Annotated in this window: 17 protein-coding genes; 13 read left to right on the top strand and 4 right to left on the bottom strand. The window is 39.7% G+C overall.

The window, feature by feature from the left end; translation table 11 throughout:
* Positions 1–276: 276 nt before the first annotated feature.
* The 3 genes from PU629_RS13240 (at position 277) to PU629_RS13230 (ending at position 2,777) form a co-directional block, all read left to right on the top strand.
* A complete protein-coding gene (locus tag PU629_RS13240) occupies positions 277–756 on the top strand; it encodes a hypothetical protein (RefSeq protein WP_275280543.1) in 480 nt (159 codons plus the stop codon).
* A gap of 513 nt (positions 757–1,269) precedes the next feature.
* Positions 1,270–2,217, top strand: a complete 948-nt coding sequence (locus PU629_RS13235; protein ID WP_275280542.1) for a ribose-phosphate diphosphokinase — start codon at positions 1,270–1,272, stop codon at positions 2,215–2,217.
* A 206-nt stretch (positions 2,218–2,423) separates the two neighbouring features.
* A complete protein-coding gene (locus PU629_RS13230; RefSeq protein WP_275280541.1) occupies positions 2,424–2,777 on the top strand; it encodes an SDR family NAD(P)-dependent oxidoreductase in 354 nt (117 codons plus the stop codon).
* A gap of 501 nt (positions 2,778–3,278) precedes the next feature.
* Here PU629_RS13230 and PU629_RS13225 read toward each other — a convergent pair.
* Positions 3,279–3,497, bottom strand: coding sequence for a hypothetical protein (locus tag PU629_RS13225; protein WP_275280540.1), 219 nt, complete (start codon positions 3,495–3,497; stop codon positions 3,279–3,281).
* A gap of 666 nt (positions 3,498–4,163) precedes the next feature.
* On the opposite strand from PU629_RS13225, the gene PU629_RS13220 reads away from it, so the two are divergent.
* From PU629_RS13220 to PU629_RS13205, 4 genes are all read left to right on the top strand, one after another.
* Positions 4,164–5,066, top strand: coding sequence for a MerR family transcriptional regulator (locus tag PU629_RS13220; RefSeq protein ID WP_275280539.1), 903 nt, complete (start codon positions 4,164–4,166; stop codon positions 5,064–5,066).
* 56 nt (positions 5,067–5,122) lie between these two features.
* Entirely contained in the window at positions 5,123–5,872 is a 750-nt protein-coding gene (locus PU629_RS13215) for an ABC transporter ATP-binding protein (RefSeq protein ID WP_275280538.1), read from the top strand.
* Positions 5,869–6,660: an ABC transporter permease gene (locus PU629_RS13210; protein WP_275280537.1), complete on the top strand. Its 792-nt coding sequence runs from the start codon at positions 5,869–5,871 to the stop codon at positions 6,658–6,660. Before PU629_RS13215 ends, PU629_RS13210 begins: the two co-directional genes overlap by 4 nt.
* A gap of 256 nt (positions 6,661–6,916) precedes the next feature.
* Positions 6,917–7,180: a transketolase-like TK C-terminal-containing protein gene (locus tag PU629_RS13205; protein ID WP_275280536.1), complete on the top strand. Its 264-nt coding sequence runs from the start codon at positions 6,917–6,919 to the stop codon at positions 7,178–7,180.
* Between the two features lie 249 nt (positions 7,181–7,429).
* On the opposite strand, the gene PU629_RS13200 is transcribed toward PU629_RS13205, so the two are convergent.
* Both PU629_RS13200 and gabT read right to left on the bottom strand, forming a co-directional pair.
* A complete protein-coding gene (locus PU629_RS13200; protein WP_275280534.1) occupies positions 7,430–8,821 on the bottom strand; it encodes an NAD-dependent succinate-semialdehyde dehydrogenase in 1,392 nt (463 codons plus the stop codon).
* A gap of 90 nt (positions 8,822–8,911) precedes the next feature.
* Positions 8,912–10,219 carry a 4-aminobutyrate--2-oxoglutarate transaminase gene (gabT, locus tag PU629_RS13195; protein WP_275280533.1) on the bottom strand — a complete coding sequence of 436 codons (1,308 nt, stop codon included), beginning with the start codon at positions 10,217–10,219 and terminating at the stop codon, positions 8,912–8,914.
* A gap of 172 nt (positions 10,220–10,391) precedes the next feature.
* Here gabT and gabR point away from each other — a divergent pair, with 172 nt between their 5' ends.
* From gabR to PU629_RS13170, 5 genes are all read left to right on the top strand, one after another.
* On the top strand, positions 10,392–11,804 hold the full coding sequence (gene gabR, locus PU629_RS13190; RefSeq protein WP_275280532.1) for a MocR-like transcriptional regulator GabR: 1,413 nt from the start codon (positions 10,392–10,394) through the stop codon (positions 11,802–11,804).
* 1,695 nt (positions 11,805–13,499) lie between these two features.
* Positions 13,500–14,351 carry a carbon-nitrogen hydrolase family protein gene (locus PU629_RS13185; RefSeq protein ID WP_275280531.1) on the top strand — a complete coding sequence of 284 codons (852 nt, stop codon included), beginning with the start codon at positions 13,500–13,502 and terminating at the stop codon, positions 14,349–14,351.
* Positions 14,352–14,446: 95 nt separating this feature from the next.
* Complete coding sequence (locus PU629_RS13180) at positions 14,447–15,730, top strand: APC family permease (RefSeq protein WP_481900515.1); 1,284 nt, start codon at positions 14,447–14,449, stop codon at positions 15,728–15,730.
* Positions 15,731–15,832: 102 nt separating this feature from the next.
* Positions 15,833–17,026 carry a M20 family metallopeptidase gene (locus tag PU629_RS13175; protein WP_481900434.1) on the top strand — a complete coding sequence of 398 codons (1,194 nt, stop codon included), beginning with the start codon at positions 15,833–15,835 and terminating at the stop codon, positions 17,024–17,026.
* Between the two features lie 846 nt (positions 17,027–17,872).
* Entirely contained in the window at positions 17,873–18,349 is a 477-nt protein-coding gene (locus tag PU629_RS13170; RefSeq protein ID WP_275280529.1) for a CBS domain-containing protein, read from the top strand.
* 350 nt (positions 18,350–18,699) lie between these two features.
* Here the strand turns inward: PU629_RS13170 and PU629_RS22615 are convergent, their stop codons facing one another.
* Complete coding sequence (locus PU629_RS22615; protein WP_481900514.1) at positions 18,700–18,774, bottom strand: hypothetical protein; 75 nt, start codon at positions 18,772–18,774, stop codon at positions 18,700–18,702.
* A gap of 433 nt (positions 18,775–19,207) precedes the next feature.
* Here PU629_RS22615 and PU629_RS13165 point away from each other — a divergent pair, with 433 nt between their 5' ends.
* On the top strand, positions 19,208–19,924 hold the full coding sequence (locus tag PU629_RS13165; RefSeq protein ID WP_275280528.1) for a FadR/GntR family transcriptional regulator: 717 nt from the start codon (positions 19,208–19,210) through the stop codon (positions 19,922–19,924).
* Positions 19,925–19,943: the final 19 nt, after the last annotated feature.

Here is a 19,943-nt window from a genome sequence, read left to right as displayed (position 1 = left end):
AAAAAGTGGTTTGATCGCGCTAACCTCTATCCACAACTCATTTTTGGCCCTTCTTATTAGAGGGGTCTTTTTTATATCCGAATTTCCTTCAGTCTTTTTTGCTTGAAGACGTACTGCCATTATCTGTTTTCAGATTGTTACTGAGTAAAACGGAGAGCTCACGGGTGTCTCAATCGTTTTCTGAATATCAGTGCGTGTTCTTAAGTATGTATCTTCAAAAATCTCGGTATGCTATACTAGACAAGTTATAAACTCACATACATTTTCGGAGGTACCATGTTATCTTTTCAAGAGAAATTAAAGATTATTGAGTCTTTTCCTGAATTAACGCGCAATGATGTCTCACTTGGCAGGGTGAATTTTCAGTATGAAGCAAGTGTGTTAGATAAAAAGAATATTGTTTACCACCTTCACCCTAATGGGAATGGATTTGTCTATGCGGCTCATCTGAGATTTTACGATGCGGATGAGAACGGTTATGTCAATATACGCGATTTTACCGAGCAACAACTACGTACGATCATTGAAAAGTCCATTCATTTCAGTACTGAAAAACCAAAAGATGACACCAAAGAACCAGGTTTAGTTAATGAAGCGTGGAAGGACCGGGAAGGGCACACGTTGACACTTGTTGAAGAGGGCGAAGACACATGGAATGTCTATGCGGGTGAAAATCTCGAAGGTATGTTCGGTACTTATGAAGAGGCTGCCGATTATCTTCTAGAAGAAGGCTTCAGACATAGTAAAAAGAAATAAACGCAACAGGACGGCATCTTGCGGAGGTGTCGTTTTTTTGTACATTAAGCGATAGAGTCTATGTTCCCAATCTACTCCGACTGTGTTTGACTCCTGATCTACCAGTTACTAATCTCGTCTTGACTGATGTAATATGTCCTGCTATAAACAAATGAATTAACCATTGTGCTTATTGTATCAGTGACATATTAGTTTAAGTATAGTGTGAATTTACTTTCTGAGTAACTTCGGAACAAAAGCGAGTTTGACTTAGGATGGTTCAAGTTCCCTCATATAAAAAACATCTAAAATTTCGGGTTTAATTATAGGATGGAATCTAATCTTTTTGACTATTTTAAAAATTAATCCCAAGAAAAGGTTTCTATTATTCGTTTTGCTTATTAATATTTTTGAAAACTATCTAAATGATCATGTATAATATAATTAAATTTAAACCGTTTTCTTTCGTCAACTCGCTATGTGGGGGATCGGCAGGTTGTGATTAATAAAAATTAATTTCCAATGGGGGATTTCATGTCAGATTCATATAATAAGTTGAAAGTTTTTTCACTCAATGCCAATCGACCTCTTGCTGAAGAAATTGTGTCGAATTTAGGAATAGAATTGGGTAACACTTCCGTCAAAACGTTCAGTGACGGGGAGATCCAAATTAATATTGAAGAAAGCGTTAGAGGTTGTGATGTCTTTGTCGTCCAATCTACAAATGAACCCGTACATAATAACATAATGGAATTATTGATTATGATTGATGCATTGAAACGGGCCTCCACACATTCAATCAATGTTGTGCTTCCCTATTTTGCTTATGGTCGACAGGATCGAAAAGCAAGATCAAGAGAACCTATCACAGCTAAACTTTTTGCTGATCTCATTGAACGTGCTGGAGCCTCTAGAGTCATCACATTAGATCTTCATGCACCACAAATCCAAGGCTTTTTTGATATTCCAGTGGACTCATTAACGGGGATTCCGCTATTATCCAATTATTTCAAAAGCAGGAATTTTAATGATGTGATCGTGGTTGCCCCTGATACAAGTGGTGTCAAGGATGCCCGTCAGATGGCAGAAAGACTAAAAGCCCCTATTGCTATTATTGATCGCCGTGGCCCAAGAAGTGACGAACATGAAATCTTGAATATCTTAGGGGATGTTGAGGGGAAGAGAGCGATTCTTTTGGATGATATTGTAGACACAGGCGTTCGAATAACAAGCGCCACTAACGCTCTTCTTAAATCTGGAGCAAAAGAAGTTTATGCGAGTGCGAGTCATCCTGTATTATCTGATGGAGCTGTGGATCGAATTTTGGCATCACCCGTTAAAGAATTAGTTGTTACAAACAGTATCCATCTAAATGAAGACAAATATATGGATAAGCTCACACAATTAACAGTGGCGCCTTTATTAAGTGAGGCCATTACCAGAATATATAACAAACAATCCGTCAGTAAGTTATTTGAATAAGGCGGGTGACAGTCACCACCCGAATACCAATCTATTAATGACTTCTGTTAACTATATCTCTGCTACAACCCGACGCAATTCCTCAATTAGGGAATGCGTCTTTTTATTGTTAGACGGTATATTTCGTTACTCGTTAGTTGGAAGGAAACTCATATATAAACTCTTACTACAACCAGGGAGGAAAGGCCATCGTCAAGATTGCCTCTGTGCATGCACTAGCAACACACCCAAACTTTTCCGTATACGCAGCCGCTAAGGGTGGGATTGTTTCGATGATCCGTGGATTAGCACTAGAATTTGCAGCCGATGGTATTCGTGTGAACACGGTCCTTCTGGGGATGTCAATTTCAAAGGATTTTCAAATACGTTTAGAGGCGATGACTCAACCTGAGCGACAAGACGCATTGAAAAAGGCGGTGTATAACACACCACTTGGAGTCGTAGGTTTTCCTAAGGTGATTGGCTACCCAGTTGTTTTCTTAGCCAGTGAGAAAGCTTCTTTCATGACGGGTGCCATTGTACCGATTGACAGAGGAGAAACGATTCATTTAGATTGGTAAGTGAAATTTTAACTAAGCACTCTCTCATTGTACGAATTCATTCAACTAATAGTGTTTGATAAAATTCCATTATGGTGTGTATTGAATAACACAGTTGATCGTTGAAGAAAGAAATGGGGCTATTTGGATAATTTGGGTCGATTCTTTGTAAAAAAAGGATGGCTTGCCAAAACAGATGTTGGTTTGACAAGCCATTGTTTGTGTCATGGTGTCTATTATAAACCTCAAAAAGAATCTAGAATGCAACCTGTGCTATCTCAAGTGAAAAGACTAGAGGATAACAAGAATTCTTTGAGGGTGGCTTAATTGAATTTTTACGAATTCAGGGTATGAATATGCTGGAACTTGGACTTTAAAATAAACCCGTAATCGCTCAATGGCTGCTTCGCCATTCCTATTTTTCGTTTTTTTTACGTGATCGGAACTAGTGAAATCTATTTTTGATTTTGAAGTACATCGTTTACCAATTTACCCTAACCGGCGATAAGGGTGGACATTTATTTATTCTTTTGTGTTTCCTAAATAAATGGACCCAATCATGGAGCCAAAAATAAAGAGAAACCCGCTCCCAACCCCAAGCCCCATGGCCACGTCGCAAATCGTATATTGTGTTTCGAAGTGACCGGTAAAAACGCAATACAAAAACAAGATAAAACCGCTTACAAAAGCGAGTGAAGCAAATGAAAAAAGAATCAAAAGCATTTTCCTGTAGTCGGTCATAATAATCTCCCCCCCTTACAATAGTTTATGCTCAATGTTCACAAAATTGTTAATTTTAAATTTTGATGAACGGGCAGCAACTACTAAAAGGAGTGGGGGACTCCTGATGCCTAGAGGGGTCACGAAAAAAAGTGAATGGATGTTTAATTTAGGCTCTTTTTTAAAAGATTGTTGCTATTTGATAAAAAATAGGTGGAAATAGGCGAGACTCCTGCGGGAATAGCAAGCCAGGTGAGACCCCGCAGGCGTATTTTGCCGAGGAGGCTCACGGATTGCCCGCGGAAAGCGAGCTTATTGGAGCCAAAAAAAACAACAAAGTTTACGAAAACAGCCTTAATTTAAGAAGTTGAATAACCAAAAGTTTATCTAATAGTTTGACATGGACATGCCTTATATTTGTATATGAAAGAGGAATTTGGAGAAAAAACGGGAAGAGGGGAGAAGTGATATTGAGTCATTCTTTTATAATTGTATAGCCAATTTTTGAAGTGGTTATAGAAAACGCTGGAATTTTAGATTGATCTCAAATATCAAAGCGCTGACAATGAAGGGGATATCTTTTAAACGGGTGGTTTTGATTATCTTATTAAGAATAGTAGTTTATCTAAAAGGCTTGACTCTCCATTAAGTGGAGACTTATATACTAACTTCAAGGGGATGAAAACTATGGGAGAATACACAATTGGTAAGTTGTCAGAACGAAGTGGCGTTTCTGTGAAAACCATTCGTTTCTATTCTGAACGTGGTTTGCTTGCACCAAAACGTGTTGCAACTTCTGGTTATCGTTACTATTCTGATGACGACTTAATGAGACTTCATCAAATTGTAGGTTTACGTTGGGTCGGTGCTTCGCTTAATCAGATTCAAGAGTTATTAGACGGAAAACTATCACTTTCCGATGTACTTTCAGCTAGTCATGCCTATGTTGTTTCAGAACTAGATCGCTTGCAAAGACTAGAATCCCAAATTGTTGAGGCTGAGAATGCTCTAAGTGAAGGTGAAGAGGCTGTATGGACCCACTTATATCACTTACAAGAGATGATGATGACTACACCGGAAGATCGTCAAGAATGGTTAGAACAATGGTGGCGTAATAAATTATTGGATCAATCAACTGATACGAAAGTGGAACCATTCGTTGAATATGCCAAAAAGGCGGAATCAAACGTTAATCTATCAACTAGTGCCAAACTCATTCGCACATTTGTTTGGACGGGTTCCCGAGATGGTGAACGTTTCGATCCGATGTCTCTTCCGCATTCACCACGTGAAGCTGGCTTGACTACTGATGCGTCGTGGGAGGAATGGAAAGATCGCCTTCAAAAAGCTTCACTAGCCTTAAAAAAGGTCTCTGCTTTTAATCCAGAAGATACGGCTTATCAAACTGCACTAAGGAATTGGGTTCGATGTTTTGGACCACTTACCCCAAAGTTAATTTCGTCTTTTCATGACGAATTACAAAGCTCACTAAATATGTCTGACGAGGTGACATCAAACGGTACCATCCCCAAGGAAATTTTACACCTATTAGATGGACTGCGCTTTTTAACTCGTATGTTAACACGGTAGTAAGGGTAAAAACTGAAAACATAAACGGTATTTCTAATATCAAGGGGGTAACAACGGTGATTGATGTGCAAAATTTATCAAAACGATATGGACGTAAGCAGGCGGTTGATGGTTTGTCGTTTAAAGTACAATCGAGCTGTGTTACTGGATTTTTAGGGCCTAATGGCTCTGGGAAATCGACAACGCTTCGAATGGTGCTAGGGCTTGATAAACCAGACGGTGGTAAAGTGCTAATCCAAAAGAGAAGCTTCGATGAATTACGTTATCCATTACGAACAGTTGGTGCGATGCTAGATGCTACTGCAATAGATGGTGGTCGAACGGCTTTTTCACATCTGAAATGGATTGCAAGAAGTAATCGGATTGACTATAGGCGTGTTGAGGAAGTTTTGGAGCAGGTAGGTTTACAATCGGTGAGTCGTCAACGAATTTCCCGTTTTTCTTTGGGGATGAAAGCTCGTTTAGGTATTGCAGCAGCATTGCTCGGAGATCCTGAAGTATTAATTTTAGATGAGCCACTTAACGGACTCGATCCGGAAGGGGTGCGATGGATTCGATCGCTATGCCGAATGCTTGCAGCTGAAGGAAGGACCGTATTTCTTTCTAGTCATCTTATGAGTGAAATGGAAAAGACTGCCGACCATCTCATTATCTTAGGAAGAGGTCGGCTTATTGCGGATGCTAATATATCTCAACTCCTGAAACAACATCAAACTGGTTTGTCTCTAGAAGACGTGTATATGAAATTAAGCCACAACGCATTAGACTATCGAACCGAAATAGAAAAAGGAGATGGGAGAATATGATATTCCAAGACATCCTCGCTTCAGAGTGGTTAAAACTGCGTTCGGTTCGATGGACATGGTTTACCATCGCTTGCACACTTCTTGGTATTGTGGCATCTGTATGTATTGCGTGGAATGTTGTTCATATGTGGGAGGGGGCAACGCCTATGAATCGTCATCACATAACCGTCACACCCTTAACCGCATCAGTCACTGCTTTAGTCGTTGATTTATGTCTTGGAATTCTAGGTGTTCTTTCAATTACAGGGGAATATTCAACAGGGATGATTTCAACGAGTTTGGTTGCTGTTCCACGTCGTCATGTTTTTCTGTTGGCCAAGATTTTAGTGGTCATGATTGTCTCCTTATTTGTAGGGGAGGTCGTCATTTTCACATCCTATTTTTGTACACATTGGGTCATAGGCAATCGTCCAATTCCTAACTTAACGGCACCCTTGTCTCAAGAGATCCCAGTTCTTCTATGTCTTGGCCTCGGTGGAGCAGTATTTGCATTAGTAGGATTGGGACTTGGCTTTATTCTTAGATCGACAGCTGGAGCGATTACAACGCTTATTGCTGGATTTTTATATCTTATTGAGATCGTTGCTATTCATCTACCAACACCATGGAATACTCGCCTATTATCGATCACGATTCAATACTTGGTCGGAGAATTATCAGGAAAGCCACAGCTTGCAGCGATTAACCATTCACTTTTGTCACCCATTTGGGCTACTGTGTGCCTTGCATCCTATGTCTTTTTCGTGTTAGGCATTGCCTATGTATTTTTAAAACGTCGAGATGCATAATGGCCTTAGTAATTTTTATTTTCAAAGCATTTTCTTGTCGTCATTCATATTAACCGCCTCCTTACAATCTAATGCCAGCGAAACAGTATATGCTTGGAGATGCGCCATTGAAAATACCCAACAGCCAACGGTGCTAATTTTATCAAGACAGAATTTACCTGTATTAAATGAAACCGTTGAAAAGGCAAAAATAGGTGTGGCAATAGGGGCTTATATTTTACCCGAATTCATCTAAAGAAGTCGCTGATGCAATATTATGGGATCAGGTTCTGAGGTAGCTTTATTAATCGATGCTAAAGAAGTTTTAGCTCAAAAAGGGGTTGACGTGTCTGTAGTTAGTTTTCCATCGTGGGATTATTTTGAAAAACAGTCTGATCGTTATAAAGTACTGCCTAAAAATGTAGAAATTAGAGTAACGGTAGAAATGGGTGCCACACATGGTTGGTACAAATATTTGGGACAAAGGGGTGTGTTATTGGTATTTTCGACTTCGGAAAGTCAGGTAAAGGTAAAGAAGTAGTTAAATTATATAATTTTAATGTTAAGCATATTGTATAAACGGTTGAGGGACTGTTAGATTAGGAGTGAATATTGCGTGGTATGAGCCAAAAGCCGATTGTTCTTATCCCTGCTTTATCTCGATTGAAAAACTTCCATGTGGGTCCAACATTACTAGCCCTCGGGTGAAACTCCCAAGGGCTACTTGATTGAGAGGACGGGAGTTTGATCAACCACTCCCTCCTTTTCGATTTTCTCATGCTACGAATAATTATAGGTTCCCAATTGATAAATACTTGGTTTCAAGATACGATTCAATGCCTTCTGGTCCGCCTTCACGGCCAAGTCCGCTTTCTTTCATCCCGCCAAATGGAACGTGTGCGCCAGATGGGGCACCGTCATTCCAACCAATGATTCCAAAATCAAGATGTTCAGTAAGATAGGTGCCAGTTCGATAATCGTTTGTAAAGAAATAAGCCGCAAGACCATAAGGTGTACTGTTCGCGATTTCAATGGCTTCTTCTAGTTTGTTAAAACTTATAATCGGTGCAACCGGACCGAAAGTTTCTTCTTGCATGATGGTCATAGAAGAATTGACATTTTTTAAGACTGTTGGGTACACAAAGAAATAACCGTCTTCAGAGCTTGCGTCAAAGTGATTTCCAATCATAACTTCAGCACCTTGATCCACTGCATTTTTAATCTGAGACACAATTTTATTAAACCCCTTTTCATTAATAATGGGTCCAATATCGGTTGTCTTTTCAAGACCGTTGCCAACCTTTAATTGACTAACGGCATGAATCAGCTTAGATGAATAGGTCTCAACGATGCTTTCATGTACAATCAAACGGTTGGCGCATACACAAGTTTGTCCAGCGTTTCTAAATTTCGTTGCGATAGTTTGTTGCACAGCCAAATCAATATCTGCATCCTCTGCAACAATGAGCGGTGCGTGTCCACCTAACTCCATCGTGACATGCTTAATCGTGTCTGAACTATTCTTAATAAGTGATTTTCCAACAGGAGTGGACCCAGTAAACGTTATTTTTCGAACGTAAGGACTGCTCGTAAATAGCTCACCGACGGATTTACCATCACCATTTACATATTGGATAACGTCCATCGGAAATCCGACTTCATGGGCGAGTTCAATTAATTTAATCGAAGTAAGTGGAGTTTCTTCAGCAGGCTTGACAATAAAGGTACAGCCGGCTGCAAGAGCAGGGGCAGCTTTTCGAGTCATCATAGCTGCTGGAAAATTCCATGGAGTAATCGCTGCAACTAAACCGACAGGTACTCGACTGACAATAATTCGTTTGGATTCAGTGGAAGCGGGGATGGTTCGACCGTAGATCCGTTTGGCTTCTTCGGCGTACCAATCAATATAACTCGTTGCATAGTCGACTTCACCCAAAGATTCGCACAAAGGTTTCCCATTTTCTTTGGTCATCAGCACTGCGATGTCTTCTTTTTGTTCTTGAATTTTTTGTGCCCATTCTCTTAGTAATCTTGATCGTTCATGAGCATTCACTTTTGACCAAGACTTGAAGCTTCCATGTCCCTTTATTATTGCCTTTTTAATTTCATCTTGCGTACTGATCGGAACCTCTTGTATAAATTCACCATTAGCTGGGTTATGAACTTTAATAAAAGCAGTCATGCCGCTTCACTCCTCGCGTAATCAAGATTAAGAGGCTGATTCAAGAAGGGTCTGTCCCTTGTTTTGGATCAGCCTCTAGACGTTAAAAATTTAAACAAAGGATTGTTCGAGTCGAGAAAGCCCTTTTGCTAGTTCCTCATCTGTGATGACAAGTGGTGTTAGGAAACGAATGATATTTCCTTTAATCCCGGCAGAGAGCAATAAAAGGCCGTTCTGATTGGCCCGTCTTATTATCTCGGCCGTTTTTGCCTTGTTCGGACGCTTGCTTTCACGGTCTTCAACAAGTTCTACCGCGACCATTGCCCCAAGGCGACGGATATCTCCCACGTAGTCGTACTTATCATAAAGCTCCTTCAATTTTAATTCTAGTTTCTCACCAAGGATCTCCGCCTTACTTACTAAACTTTCTTCTTCTATTATGTCAATAACAGCTAATGCAGCAGCGCAAGCAACCGGACTCCCGGCATAGGTTCCTCCAAGTTCCCCGGGATCAGGAAGGTCTAAAATTTCCTTCTTACCCACAATCCCACTTAAAGGAAGACCAGCAGCCAAGGATTTGGAAACGGTTATTAAGTCCGGCACAACATCAAAGTGATCTATGGCAAAGAGTTTTCCAGTTCGGCCAAACCCGGTTTGAATTTCGTCTGCTACAAACACAATGCCATTGTCTTTACAAAACTGGCTGACCGCTTGAACGAATTTCATTGGAGGGATAATAAAACCGCCTTCACCTTGAACGGGTTCCATAACGACACATGCTACTGTCTCAGGTGCTACTGTTGCAATGAAGAAATCTTTGAATTCTTCAATAATATGGTCAATATAGGCCTCTTCTGTCATTCCGTTTGGCCTGCGATACATATAAGGGAAAGGAGCTTGGTAAATTTCAGGAGCGAATGGTCCAAAGCCAAATTTATAGGGTTTCACTTTACTTGTCATGCCCATTGTAAGATTGGTTCTTCCATGGTAACCGCGGGTAAAAGAAACGACTGCTTGGCGCCCTGTGTAGCGTCTAGATACCTTAATGGCGTTTTCAACCGCCTCAGCTCCTGAATTAAAAAAGATCGCTTGTTTTTCAAAATCCCCAGGTGTAATCTGGCATAGTTTCTCAGCCAGATTAATATATCCCTCATACATCATGACGTTAAATCCTGGGTGCAAAAAATGATCCACTTGCGATTTGACTGCCTCAGTCACCTTCTTGTGACTATGGCCAACATTGAGCGTTCCAATCGCACCTGCGAAATCGATATACTCATTTTGGTCCAAATCTATAACGGTAGCACCGTATGCGTGATGGGCAAGATTTAAATTTCCATTACTGACTCCTTTTGGAACATATTTCTTTCTTTTTTCTTGCAGATCTTTCGTAGTAGAAGAAACGAAGGTTTCTGACATAATAGATGCCTCCTCATAATGATTGGTTGTTTTTTAGAAAAGTCCTGAATTAATTCAACAATCTTACCAATAAAACAACTTATAAAATAGTTTATAATAATCTGATATAATAAAAAGTACCAAAAAATAATATTGTTAGGTACCAGTTCTAATTTTTAAGCAGGAGGGAACTATGTTATTTCTGACGATCGATCACAGCAGGGATACCTATATTTATCATCAAATATATGAAGGGATTAAAGCGGCTATTTTTCAGGAAAAACTTGCAGCTCATGAGAAATTACCTTCTAAACGTAAATTAGCAGATCAATTGAAAGTAAGTGTTAACTCCGTTGCAAATGCCTATGAGCAACTATTAGCAGAGGGATATATTTACACGAAGGAACGTAGCGGTTATTTTGTTGAGGTGATTACGCCATTTATTAATCTACAACCTTCAGATCGAAAGAAACTTTCGTTGGAGTTAAAAGAGGTAGAACTGGACAAGGAGGGATGGTTATCTCTTTCTCATATGACAGCAGATAGCTCAATGTTTCCATTTAAGGAATGGTTGAGATGTGAACAAAAAGCGGTCAAGCATCACAAAAGGGAGCTTACGGAGATTCCCCATCGGCAAGGTCCTTATCTTGTCAGACAGACTATTAGCCGAATGATTGCGATAACCCGGGGTGTCGTATGTGAACCAGAGCAAATTGTGATAGGAGCAGGTACGCAATCTCTAGTTCAACAAATGATGGGGGGCCAAAAAGAAGAGACCATCATTGCGATGGAAAATCCAGGGTACTCTCGGTTTTTTAATCTATTAAAAGGTATGGGCTTTAATGTCCAGTTGGTTCAGTTGGATGCACAGGGGATTGATATAAAAGAAGTGGAGTCGGTGGATGCTGATTTTCTTTTTGTTACACCATCCCATCAATTTCCAACTGGAAAAATTATGCCCATTTCAAGACGGATTGAATTGCTCAATTGGGCCTCTCAATCTAATGGTCGATATATTGTTGAAGATGATTATGATAGTGAGTTTAAATATGAAACAGACAATATTCCTTCTTTACAAAGCTTGGACCTTAATCAGCGAGTTATTTATACAGGGACCTTTTCTAAAAGCTTGTTACCGGGATTTCGAATCAGTTATATGGTCTTGCCAATTGAAATACTAAGAAACTATCGAGAAACAGCTCATGATTTTATGCAAAGCAGTAATTTATTAGCCCTTTACACCTTGCATTATTTTATTGAGAGCGGCGAATACGCGAAACATATAAAGAGAATGAACCATTATTATGAAAGCAAACGCAAGCAACTCATTGAGATTCTTAAAAAACGTTTCAATAATCGTATTCGGATCGCAGACATTCCAGCTGGGCTCCATTTCTTGGCAGATTTCAAAACAGATAAAAACTATGAGGAAATAGAAAGGAGAGCAACAGAGGAGAAACTGGAAATCTACACTATGAGAAGATTTATGTTAAATAATAAGTTTAAAGAAAAGAAGTGTGTCAGTATGGTACTTGGGTTTGCTAATATTCACGAAGGCCAAATGGAAGAAGCAGTCGAGAGGTTGCATAAAATTATAGAATCATAAGTATCCATTCAAATGATCTTTTATAATAAAAAGGACTAGGTTTCTCGCATTTCTCATTTTCCAGAAAGGTAAGCGATTGAAAGTATTGAAATCAGAAAAACTAACCATTTAGAAGGTTAATATAATTGAAATTTCAGAAGATAATATTTTGTTTTTTTCTATAAAGGAAAGGGAGAATAGCAACTTTCTCGAAGTCGATGACCCTGTAATGGAAATGGTATCCACAAAAGAAGGTATCTTAAAAAAGGGGTTGGGACATAAGGGGAAAATTAATAATTCTATACAAATATTGAAAATATAAAACCGCATGAAATCAGGATTTTTAAATCAGATTTCATGCGGTTTATTCATGTAATAGCATTTTGTCCCAAAAGAGAAACTGGTACCTGAATATTTATTCTTTTGGTACTTTTCATTATATTAAATTAATATACACTGTATTATAAATTCATTTAAACTAAATTTATAGGATGTAACATTACTTGTCATGCCAATTGTGATATGGGTTCTTCCGTGGTTACAGTGGGTAAAAGAACGATAACTCGGCGTTCATTGTACCGTCTACATAATTTAATGACGTTTTCAACAGCTTTATTTCCTGAATTAAAAAAGATCACTGGTCTTTTAAAATCCCCAGATATAATCTTACATAATTTAACAGACAGATTAATATATCCCTCATACATCATGACGTTGATCCACTTGCGATATGAATGCTCTAGTCATCTCCATATGGCTATGGCCAACATTAAGCGTTCCATTTCCAGCGAAATCGATAGACTCATTTTGGTCCAAATCTATAACGGCAGCCTCGTTAAATTCCCGTTACTGACTCGTTTGTAATATATGTCTTTCTTTTTTCTAAAAGATCTTTCGTTGTAGTAGATACGAAGGATTCTGACATAATAGATGCCTCCTCTTAATAAGGCAAGGGTGCTTTTTAGAAAGTGCTTTAACAAATTCACCTATTGCATAAAGTATTTTGTGTATGCGATTTCCTTTTGTTAATTCAGGAGGCGTCTTTGTGAAACAAGGAAATAGCACTTTTTATAGTTGATGTGCCTACTGCGATGTGAAAAACTATGAATTTTTGAAAATGATCAAAGGTTTGGTTTGAGCACACGGAATATCGCTGCCATGAACACGGAAACGTATGAATACTGCTGACTGAAATGCCCAAATCCATTTATTTGGAATATAAAGGGGGTGTTGTATACAGCCGACAACTGTAATCTTTTTACTGAAATCGATGGATGAGAAAGAGCGACAGGATTTGAGCAACTTATAAGATACCTAATTGGCACGTTGCTCTTTAGAACACCAAACGCGGTTTATGAATGACTACAAGGCTACTCGTTGTTTCGGACGGTAAAAGGAGTCAGAACTCTAATGAAGTTACTTATTCGCATTTAGGAAGTTTTAGAGTAGGCATTCCGATCTAGGAAATTGAAGGTGGAAGCCGAACCTTTACGTTTTATACTTTCGTAGAACTTAAATGATGTGATTCAACACATCCTCTCCCTTGTCACTCAATTGCTTATAGGAATTGTTGTCAGACGTACAGATTCATATTGGACAGCTTTGCGCTTTGTGAAGAATATTGGGCTAGCCAGTATCGGAGGAAAACTATAATATCGCAGACATCTTAGTTAGACAGAAGCTTGAAGGAAAATGTTATGGATAGGAGATGAAAAGATGTCCGAACTTAAAATTGCTCTCGCCCAGCTTGAAAGTTACGACGCGAAAGTGGAGAAAAATATGGCAAGGGTCGAGGAGGTGGTCAAGAAATACGGGGCGTCACACGATGTCATCATGTTTCCCGAAACCTATTTGGTAGGTTTTCCTAACCGAGAGATTGCTCGTTCTCTAGCCGAGCCTTTGGATGGACCGATTATTCGACATATTGAAGAGCAAGCAAAGGACGCGAATACAACTATTGTCGTTGGATTCAACGAGAAAGATGGAGCCAATGTATATAATACAACCGTTGTTATTGATCCTTCAGGGCTCGTATTAGCATACCGAAAAACCCATCTTTGGGTAGGCGAGGGAGCAAATATTGATCCAGGGGACCGTTTCAAAGTAGCGCTTTGGAAAGATACTAAAATTGGAGTTGTCATTTGTTACGATGTGGAATTTCCAGAGCCAACTCGTATTCTCGCAAATGCTGGTGCAAAACTTCTATTTTGTAATAGTGCCAATATGGAACCGTATGGACCTATTCACCGCATCTCAGCACAAGCTCGTGCACAGGAAAATCAAGTATTCATGGCATATGTCAACCGTGTAGGTGACCATCGATTTAACGATGCTATTCAGTTTGTTGGAGAAAGTGCTGTCATTGATCCATACGGGAGGGTCATTGCAGAAGCGCGTGCGAATGAAGAAGAAATTCTATCTGCAACAATTGATTTGTCACAGGTCGAGCAGAGTCGCCAAACCTACCACTACTTAAATGAACATCGAATTCAGTATAGAACTTCAGAGATTAACGAAGTACGCCCAGGCCTATGGGAAGTCGGGATATCTATGAAAGGAGGAGAATAATGAACTTGAACAAAGTAGCAGCAAAGAGTGAAAGTAGAGTGACGTTGAGCCGGTCTTTAACATTACTACCAGTTGTTTTATTTGGCATTGCCTATATGAGTCCATTAGTTGTGTTTGGAACATATGGGGTCATGGTTCAGAGTACTCATGGTAGGGCAACATCGGCATACATTGTGGCGCTCGTTGCCATGTTGTTTACAGCATATAGTTACGGTAGGATGGTCAAAGCCTATCCAACGGCCGGTTCGGCTTATACTTACGCTCGAAAATCATTTGGGGCACATCTAGGGTTTATGATCGGATGGGCAGTCCTATTGGATTACTTTTTCTTACCTATGGCAGCTTGTGTAGTTACAGCGAGTTATTTAGGATCAGCTGTGCCAGGGATTCCCACGTGGATCTGGGTGGTTTCATTGGTTGCCGCTACAACTATCTTAAATATCATAGGAATAAAGATTACAACAAGTGTAAACCTTTGGATGATGCTCTTTCAGTTGATCATGATTGCCGTCTTTGTAGTGCTGACCATCAATGGAGTTGTTCACGGAATTGGGACTGGAAAACTTATATCTGGGTTACCACTTTTTAACCCTCATGGTTCATTCTCTACGGTGATGACCGGTGCTTCCATTGCTTGTTATTCCTTCTTAGGCTTTGACGCGATATCCACACTCTCAGAAGAAACAATTGCACCTGAGCGGACAATTCCTAAAGCGACGCTTCTCGCGACACTCGTATGTGGGTTGATATTTGTCATTGTGACATATGTTGGACAATTATTTCATCCAAGTGATTTTTCCAACGTCAATGCGGCAGGGCCAGAAATAGTAAAATTCGTTGGCGGTAACATTTTTGCATCCGTATTCGTAGCTGCGTCCGTTGTTGGATCTTTAACCTGTGGACTATCTGCCCAGGCAAGCGTGTCTCGACTTCTTTATGCAATGGGGCGCGATGGTGTATTGCCAAAACCTGTTTTTGGGAAATTGCATAAAAAGTTTAAAACGCCTGTATGGAACATCTTGATTGTTGGTGTTGTTTGCCTTGCTGCCCTGAAGTTGAATGTTGCTACATCTACTTCGTTTATTAATTTTGGAGCTTTTACCGCATTCACATTTGTCAATTTGTCTGTCATAGTGCGGTACTTTATACGCGGACGTCAGAGAACCCTCAAAGACATCGCCCTATATGTGATAATGCCACTTATTGGTGCTGGATTTACCATCTGGCTTTTTATTCATCTCGACAAAAACGCACTTCGACTCGGTACTGCATGGGCTATACTAGGTTTCATTTATCTCCTGTTTTTAACAAAAATGTTTAGAAGGAAACCTCCAGAGCTAGATTTTGCAGCTGCTGATGATGTATCCGAAAGTGCCTAAGTCTTAAAAGCTGCAAGGCTGTCCGATAGAGCCAATCGCCGCAAAGGGACTGCTCTTTAAGTTGTGCTCGATAGTCAAACTAAGATAGTTGGGTGGATTGATATGTCTATAAGAATTGAAATGATTCAATCCTTAGTTGATCAAGTTAAAGATGAAGTTGTTGCATGGCGACGATATTTACACAAGAATCCAGAGCTCTCCTTTGAAGAGGTAAACACATCGCAGTTTGTGTATGATACACTCCAATCATTCGGTGGCTTAGAAGTGAGTAAACCCACGAAAACGAGTGTTTTAGCGCGGTTAAATGGTGCTTACCTGGGTCCCGTACTAGCATTGCGTGCCGATATGGATGCCTTGCCAATAACGGAAGAGAATGACTTTGATTTTGTCTCTCGATTTCCTGGCAAAATGCACGCATGTGGACATGATGGTCATACAGCTATGTTACTAGGCGTCGCTCAAATATTGTGCGGCTTGCGTCATGAAATCCATGGCGAAGTGCGGTTTATATTTCAACATGCAGAAGAGCTTTTTCCTGGCGGTGCCCAAGAGCTAGTTCATGCTGGTGTGATAGATGGTGCCGATTCCGTCATTGGAATTCATCTTTGGTCACCGCTTGAAGTTGGAAAGGTATCTGTGATGTCGGGCCCTATGATGGCAGGTCCTGACACGTTTCATATTCGAATTCACGGACAAGGTGGTCATGCGGCAGAGCCGCACGTCAATATTGACCCGATTCTAATTGCATCGCAAGTGGTGACTAATTTACAGCACATCGTCTCACGCAATGTCGATCCGTTAGAACAACTTGTCTTGTCTGTGACTCAGTTTCATGCAGGTACAGCACATAATATCATTCCGGAAACAGTTGAACTCTGTGGAACTGTTCGGTCCTTCAAGACAGAGTTGCGTCAGAAAGTGCCGGAGTTGATGGAACGGATTATCAAAGGGATTACGGGAGCCCATGGTTCAACTTATGAATTTGAGTACCAAGGGGGTTACCGACCGGTGATAAATGATGAAGCTGTTACGAAAAAAGTATGGGACTCTCTAACGGACATATTTCCCGAGGGTACAGTGGTGGAAGGTGTGCCAGATATGGGAGGTGAGGATTTTTCAGCCTACCAGGCTAAAGTACCAGGCACGTTTTTTTATGTAGGTGCAGGCAATCTCCAAGAGGGGATAACCTTTCCGCATCATCATCCTAAATTCACGGTGGATGAGACCTCGTTGTCCATTGGGGTAATGTCGTTTGTTGGCATAGTATTAAAGCAACTTTGTCCTACGATTGGTTAGTAGGTCCTCGGGTACTCCAGTACACGTATATCATGTCCTGGAGGATTCGGTACGAGGAGCCACGAACCCTTCACCATGCAAACCCATACCCTTTGGTTATGGGTTTTAACCTATACATAAAGCATTTGTTCGCCTGTTACTTGTGATGCGGTTAAAGCTTCAGAAGGTAGTAGAAAGGAAAAATCCCGTCTTGCCACTTATGAAGGGCAGGTACAGACTGTTAGGACTATTTTCCTTATGTTATGCCACTTTACTAAGAACATATTCATCCGCCGTATCCACTCTAAAAGCATTTGATCAAGAAACTGCTGTTCTTTTTTCCGAGACACCACAAGCAAATACTCTTAAATCCGCTTTAGTCCATCTTTGCTGTGGTTTGTCGTACGACTAATGACCATCCTTGATGTTCAAAATGTACACATCATCAAACCTGTTAACGGAAATCCACCATAATGAACTCTATTAACTTATGAGATCTGTTCTTTAATAGTCCTTGTGTTTTGTCCTACATTTCGGACTCGCGCGTTGTAACGTACATTCCCCATATACACAGGTTTGTGAGAATGGTTTATATACATTAAAAGAAAAGGCATCCCCCTTTTTTAGAGACATGACCCTCTTTATTAATTGTACTAGCAATCGATTTGTAGCCATGGTTTAGGGTTAATAAATCGGATTAATAATTGGCGGTGAACACGCCAGCATAAACTAATAAGATGAGCAAATGAGTGACGGGACATCTCTTAGTATAGAATCTGTGTGTAAAAGCGATCCAACCAATCATTTATTAACTCTTTAATTTGTAAGCGTTATCATGTATAATGGAATTATAGGAGGGGGATACAAATGGAAGTACGAGATTTCATGATCTATGATGTTTATACAGCCAATCCTTCTACAACGGTTAAGGAGTTAATTTCTTTACTTGAGACAAATCGCATTGGCGGAGTCCCGGTTGTGGACGATAAAGGAAACTTAGTCGGGATGGTTTCAGATGGCGATGTCGTGCGTTTTTTAGCTCCAAAAGAATCAAAAGTGATCGCGAACTACTACATGTCTTATGTAGCAGAAGCTGAGAATATAGAAGATGTGTTACGTTGTAAAATGAATACACCTATTGAGAAGATTATGGTGAAACACAACATTAGATCGGTTTCACCAAATGATGATTTTGAAAAAGCAATGCGGTTGCTTTCTAAACATCATTTTAAGAAGTTGCCAGTGATCAATCGAGCTGGAAGAGTGATTGGTGTCATCAGTCGAGGTGACATTATTCATAATTTATCGAAAACCATTGTTGAAAAAGAAACGGAGCTTGTCTAACTCTATAAAGATTGTTGGGAATCCTTTCAAGGGGGGAGAGGATTTTTCAATGTATCGAATAGGTGTATAGGTATCTTGCCTGAAGGGTTTGTTCTGACACCACGTTGGAAATTGAACAACTTAGTCAAACAAGCCGTTCAATAATTAGTTTACCCGGTCTTGCTCTAACAGGGGCGATTTTTTAAGAAGGGGAAGATACCATGTCTATTTGAAGATGTGTTCACGTTTATGGAATAAAGTTTCTACAAAATTAGAAGGTCCTGCATTTTTTGCAGGACCTTCTTTTATTTATGTACGGGGAAGCTGGCCTGCCCCTCATAAGTTACATGAATCGATTGGTTGGATCGTATTTAGCCAGTGTCCCAAAGGATCTGTTGGAAGTGGCAATCTTCCTCTGAAACTTGTATTTGATAAGCAGATTGTATAACATCGCGTTCATCAGATTGAATTTGCCAACTGAATCTCGGATGTTAACATTTCGATATTTAAGGCGAATTAAATCAACAGCTAGATTTTTAGTTCTGAAATCACGTCTATTTGTTAACCTTTACCATTTTTGGTCTGACCAGCAAACTTATTATGTAATCGCTTTCAAAAAAAGTCAATTGAAATTTCAGATAAAAAAATAAGTTTGGCAATATAAAACAAAGAATTTATTAATATAAATCTTGTTAAGATAACCCGAAAAAATATTTTTAAATTTTTTAAATTTTTAGATTGACATTCCGTAATTATGAAATTATGATGAAAATACAAAGTTGATGGTCAGACCATTGTTGATTTTTGGGTTTTTGGTCAGACCACTAAAAGTTTTAATTTTGTAGTCTATAAAGGGTTTATAGAAAAGAGGTTTTTTAATTGGCAATAGAGTCTGTAGTGGAGTCCACAGTAGCCAGGATTAAAGAGTTTATAAAAGAAGGAGGTACGAATGAAAACGGTAAGCTTCCCAATGAACGTGAATTGTCGCAAATTTTGCAAGTTGGACGTTCTTCAGTCCGAGAAGCATTGCGAATTCTCGAGGCTGTTGGAATCATAGAAATCCGGCCAACGAAAGGTTCCTTTGTAGTCGAAAGAAAGAACTTCGATTCAAGTGAATTCCTCCATTGGTTTAATCTCTATCAGCCAGAAATTTTTCATCTGATCGAAGTTCGCTTGGCGCTTGAACCAGTCGCAGCATCATTAGCTGCCCAACGAGGGACAGAGGAACACTTTAAAAAGTTGGAGAAGTGCCACAATGATTTCGTGCAATACATTATCAACGGTGATCCATTAAAAATCACATTAGGAGACGAGGCGTTTCATGACTTAATATTTGAGGCCTCGCAAAATCCTTTATTGCAAAGTCTTCATGAAATGACAAAGAAGTTTTTAACTGTTTATCGAAAGCAAGTCTTTTTGATCCCTAAAGAAGCCATGAAAGCAGTTAGTCAGCATGATGATATTTTGCGTTGTATCTGTGATCGGGATGCCGATGCGGCAAAGGAGTATATGGTTCAGCATCTATTAATGTCAAAAACAGGTCTTATAAGTGCAGTTCAAAAAGAGGAAGAAGACTCAACAAAACCTACTCCTTAATGATTGGAGGATTACTATT

Origin of the sequence: Pullulanibacillus sp. KACC 23026 (assembly GCF_029094525.1) — a bacterium.
Classification (GTDB): Bacteria; Bacillota; Bacilli; order Bacillales; family Sporolactobacillaceae; genus KACC-23026.
The sequence above is the reverse complement of the archived record's forward strand: the minus strand, read 5'-3'. Positions and strand labels throughout refer to the sequence as shown.

Coding starts and splice junctions, on each gene's coding strand:
- PU629_RS13175 (WP_481900434.1), top strand. CDS start 15,833: ATGTCTATAAGAATTGAAATGATTCAATCCTTAGTTGATCAAGTTAAA.
- PU629_RS13170 (WP_275280529.1), top strand. CDS start 17,873: ATGGAAGTACGAGATTTCATGATCTATGATGTTTATACAGCCAATCCT.
- PU629_RS13210 (WP_275280537.1), top strand. CDS start 5,869: ATGATATTCCAAGACATCCTCGCTTCAGAGTGGTTAAAACTGCGTTCG.
- PU629_RS13205 (WP_275280536.1), top strand. CDS start 6,917: ATGGGATCAGGTTCTGAGGTAGCTTTATTAATCGATGCTAAAGAAGTT.
- PU629_RS13185 (WP_275280531.1), top strand. CDS start 13,500: ATGTCCGAACTTAAAATTGCTCTCGCCCAGCTTGAAAGTTACGACGCG.
- gabT (WP_275280533.1), bottom strand. CDS start 10,219: ATGTCAGAAACCTTCGTTTCTTCTACTACGAAAGATCTGCAAGAAAAA.
- PU629_RS13200 (WP_275280534.1), bottom strand. CDS start 8,821: ATGACTGCTTTTATTAAAGTTCATAACCCAGCTAATGGTGAATTTATA.
- PU629_RS13235 (WP_275280542.1), top strand. CDS start 1,270: ATGTCAGATTCATATAATAAGTTGAAAGTTTTTTCACTCAATGCCAAT.
- PU629_RS13225 (WP_275280540.1), bottom strand. CDS start 3,497: ATGACCGACTACAGGAAAATGCTTTTGATTCTTTTTTCATTTGCTTCA.
- PU629_RS13180 (WP_481900515.1), top strand. CDS start 14,447: ATGAGTCCATTAGTTGTGTTTGGAACATATGGGGTCATGGTTCAGAGT.
- gabR (WP_275280532.1), top strand. CDS start 10,392: ATGTTATTTCTGACGATCGATCACAGCAGGGATACCTATATTTATCAT.
- PU629_RS13220 (WP_275280539.1), top strand. CDS start 4,164: ATGGGAGAATACACAATTGGTAAGTTGTCAGAACGAAGTGGCGTTTCT.
- PU629_RS13240 (WP_275280543.1), top strand. CDS start 277: ATGTTATCTTTTCAAGAGAAATTAAAGATTATTGAGTCTTTTCCTGAA.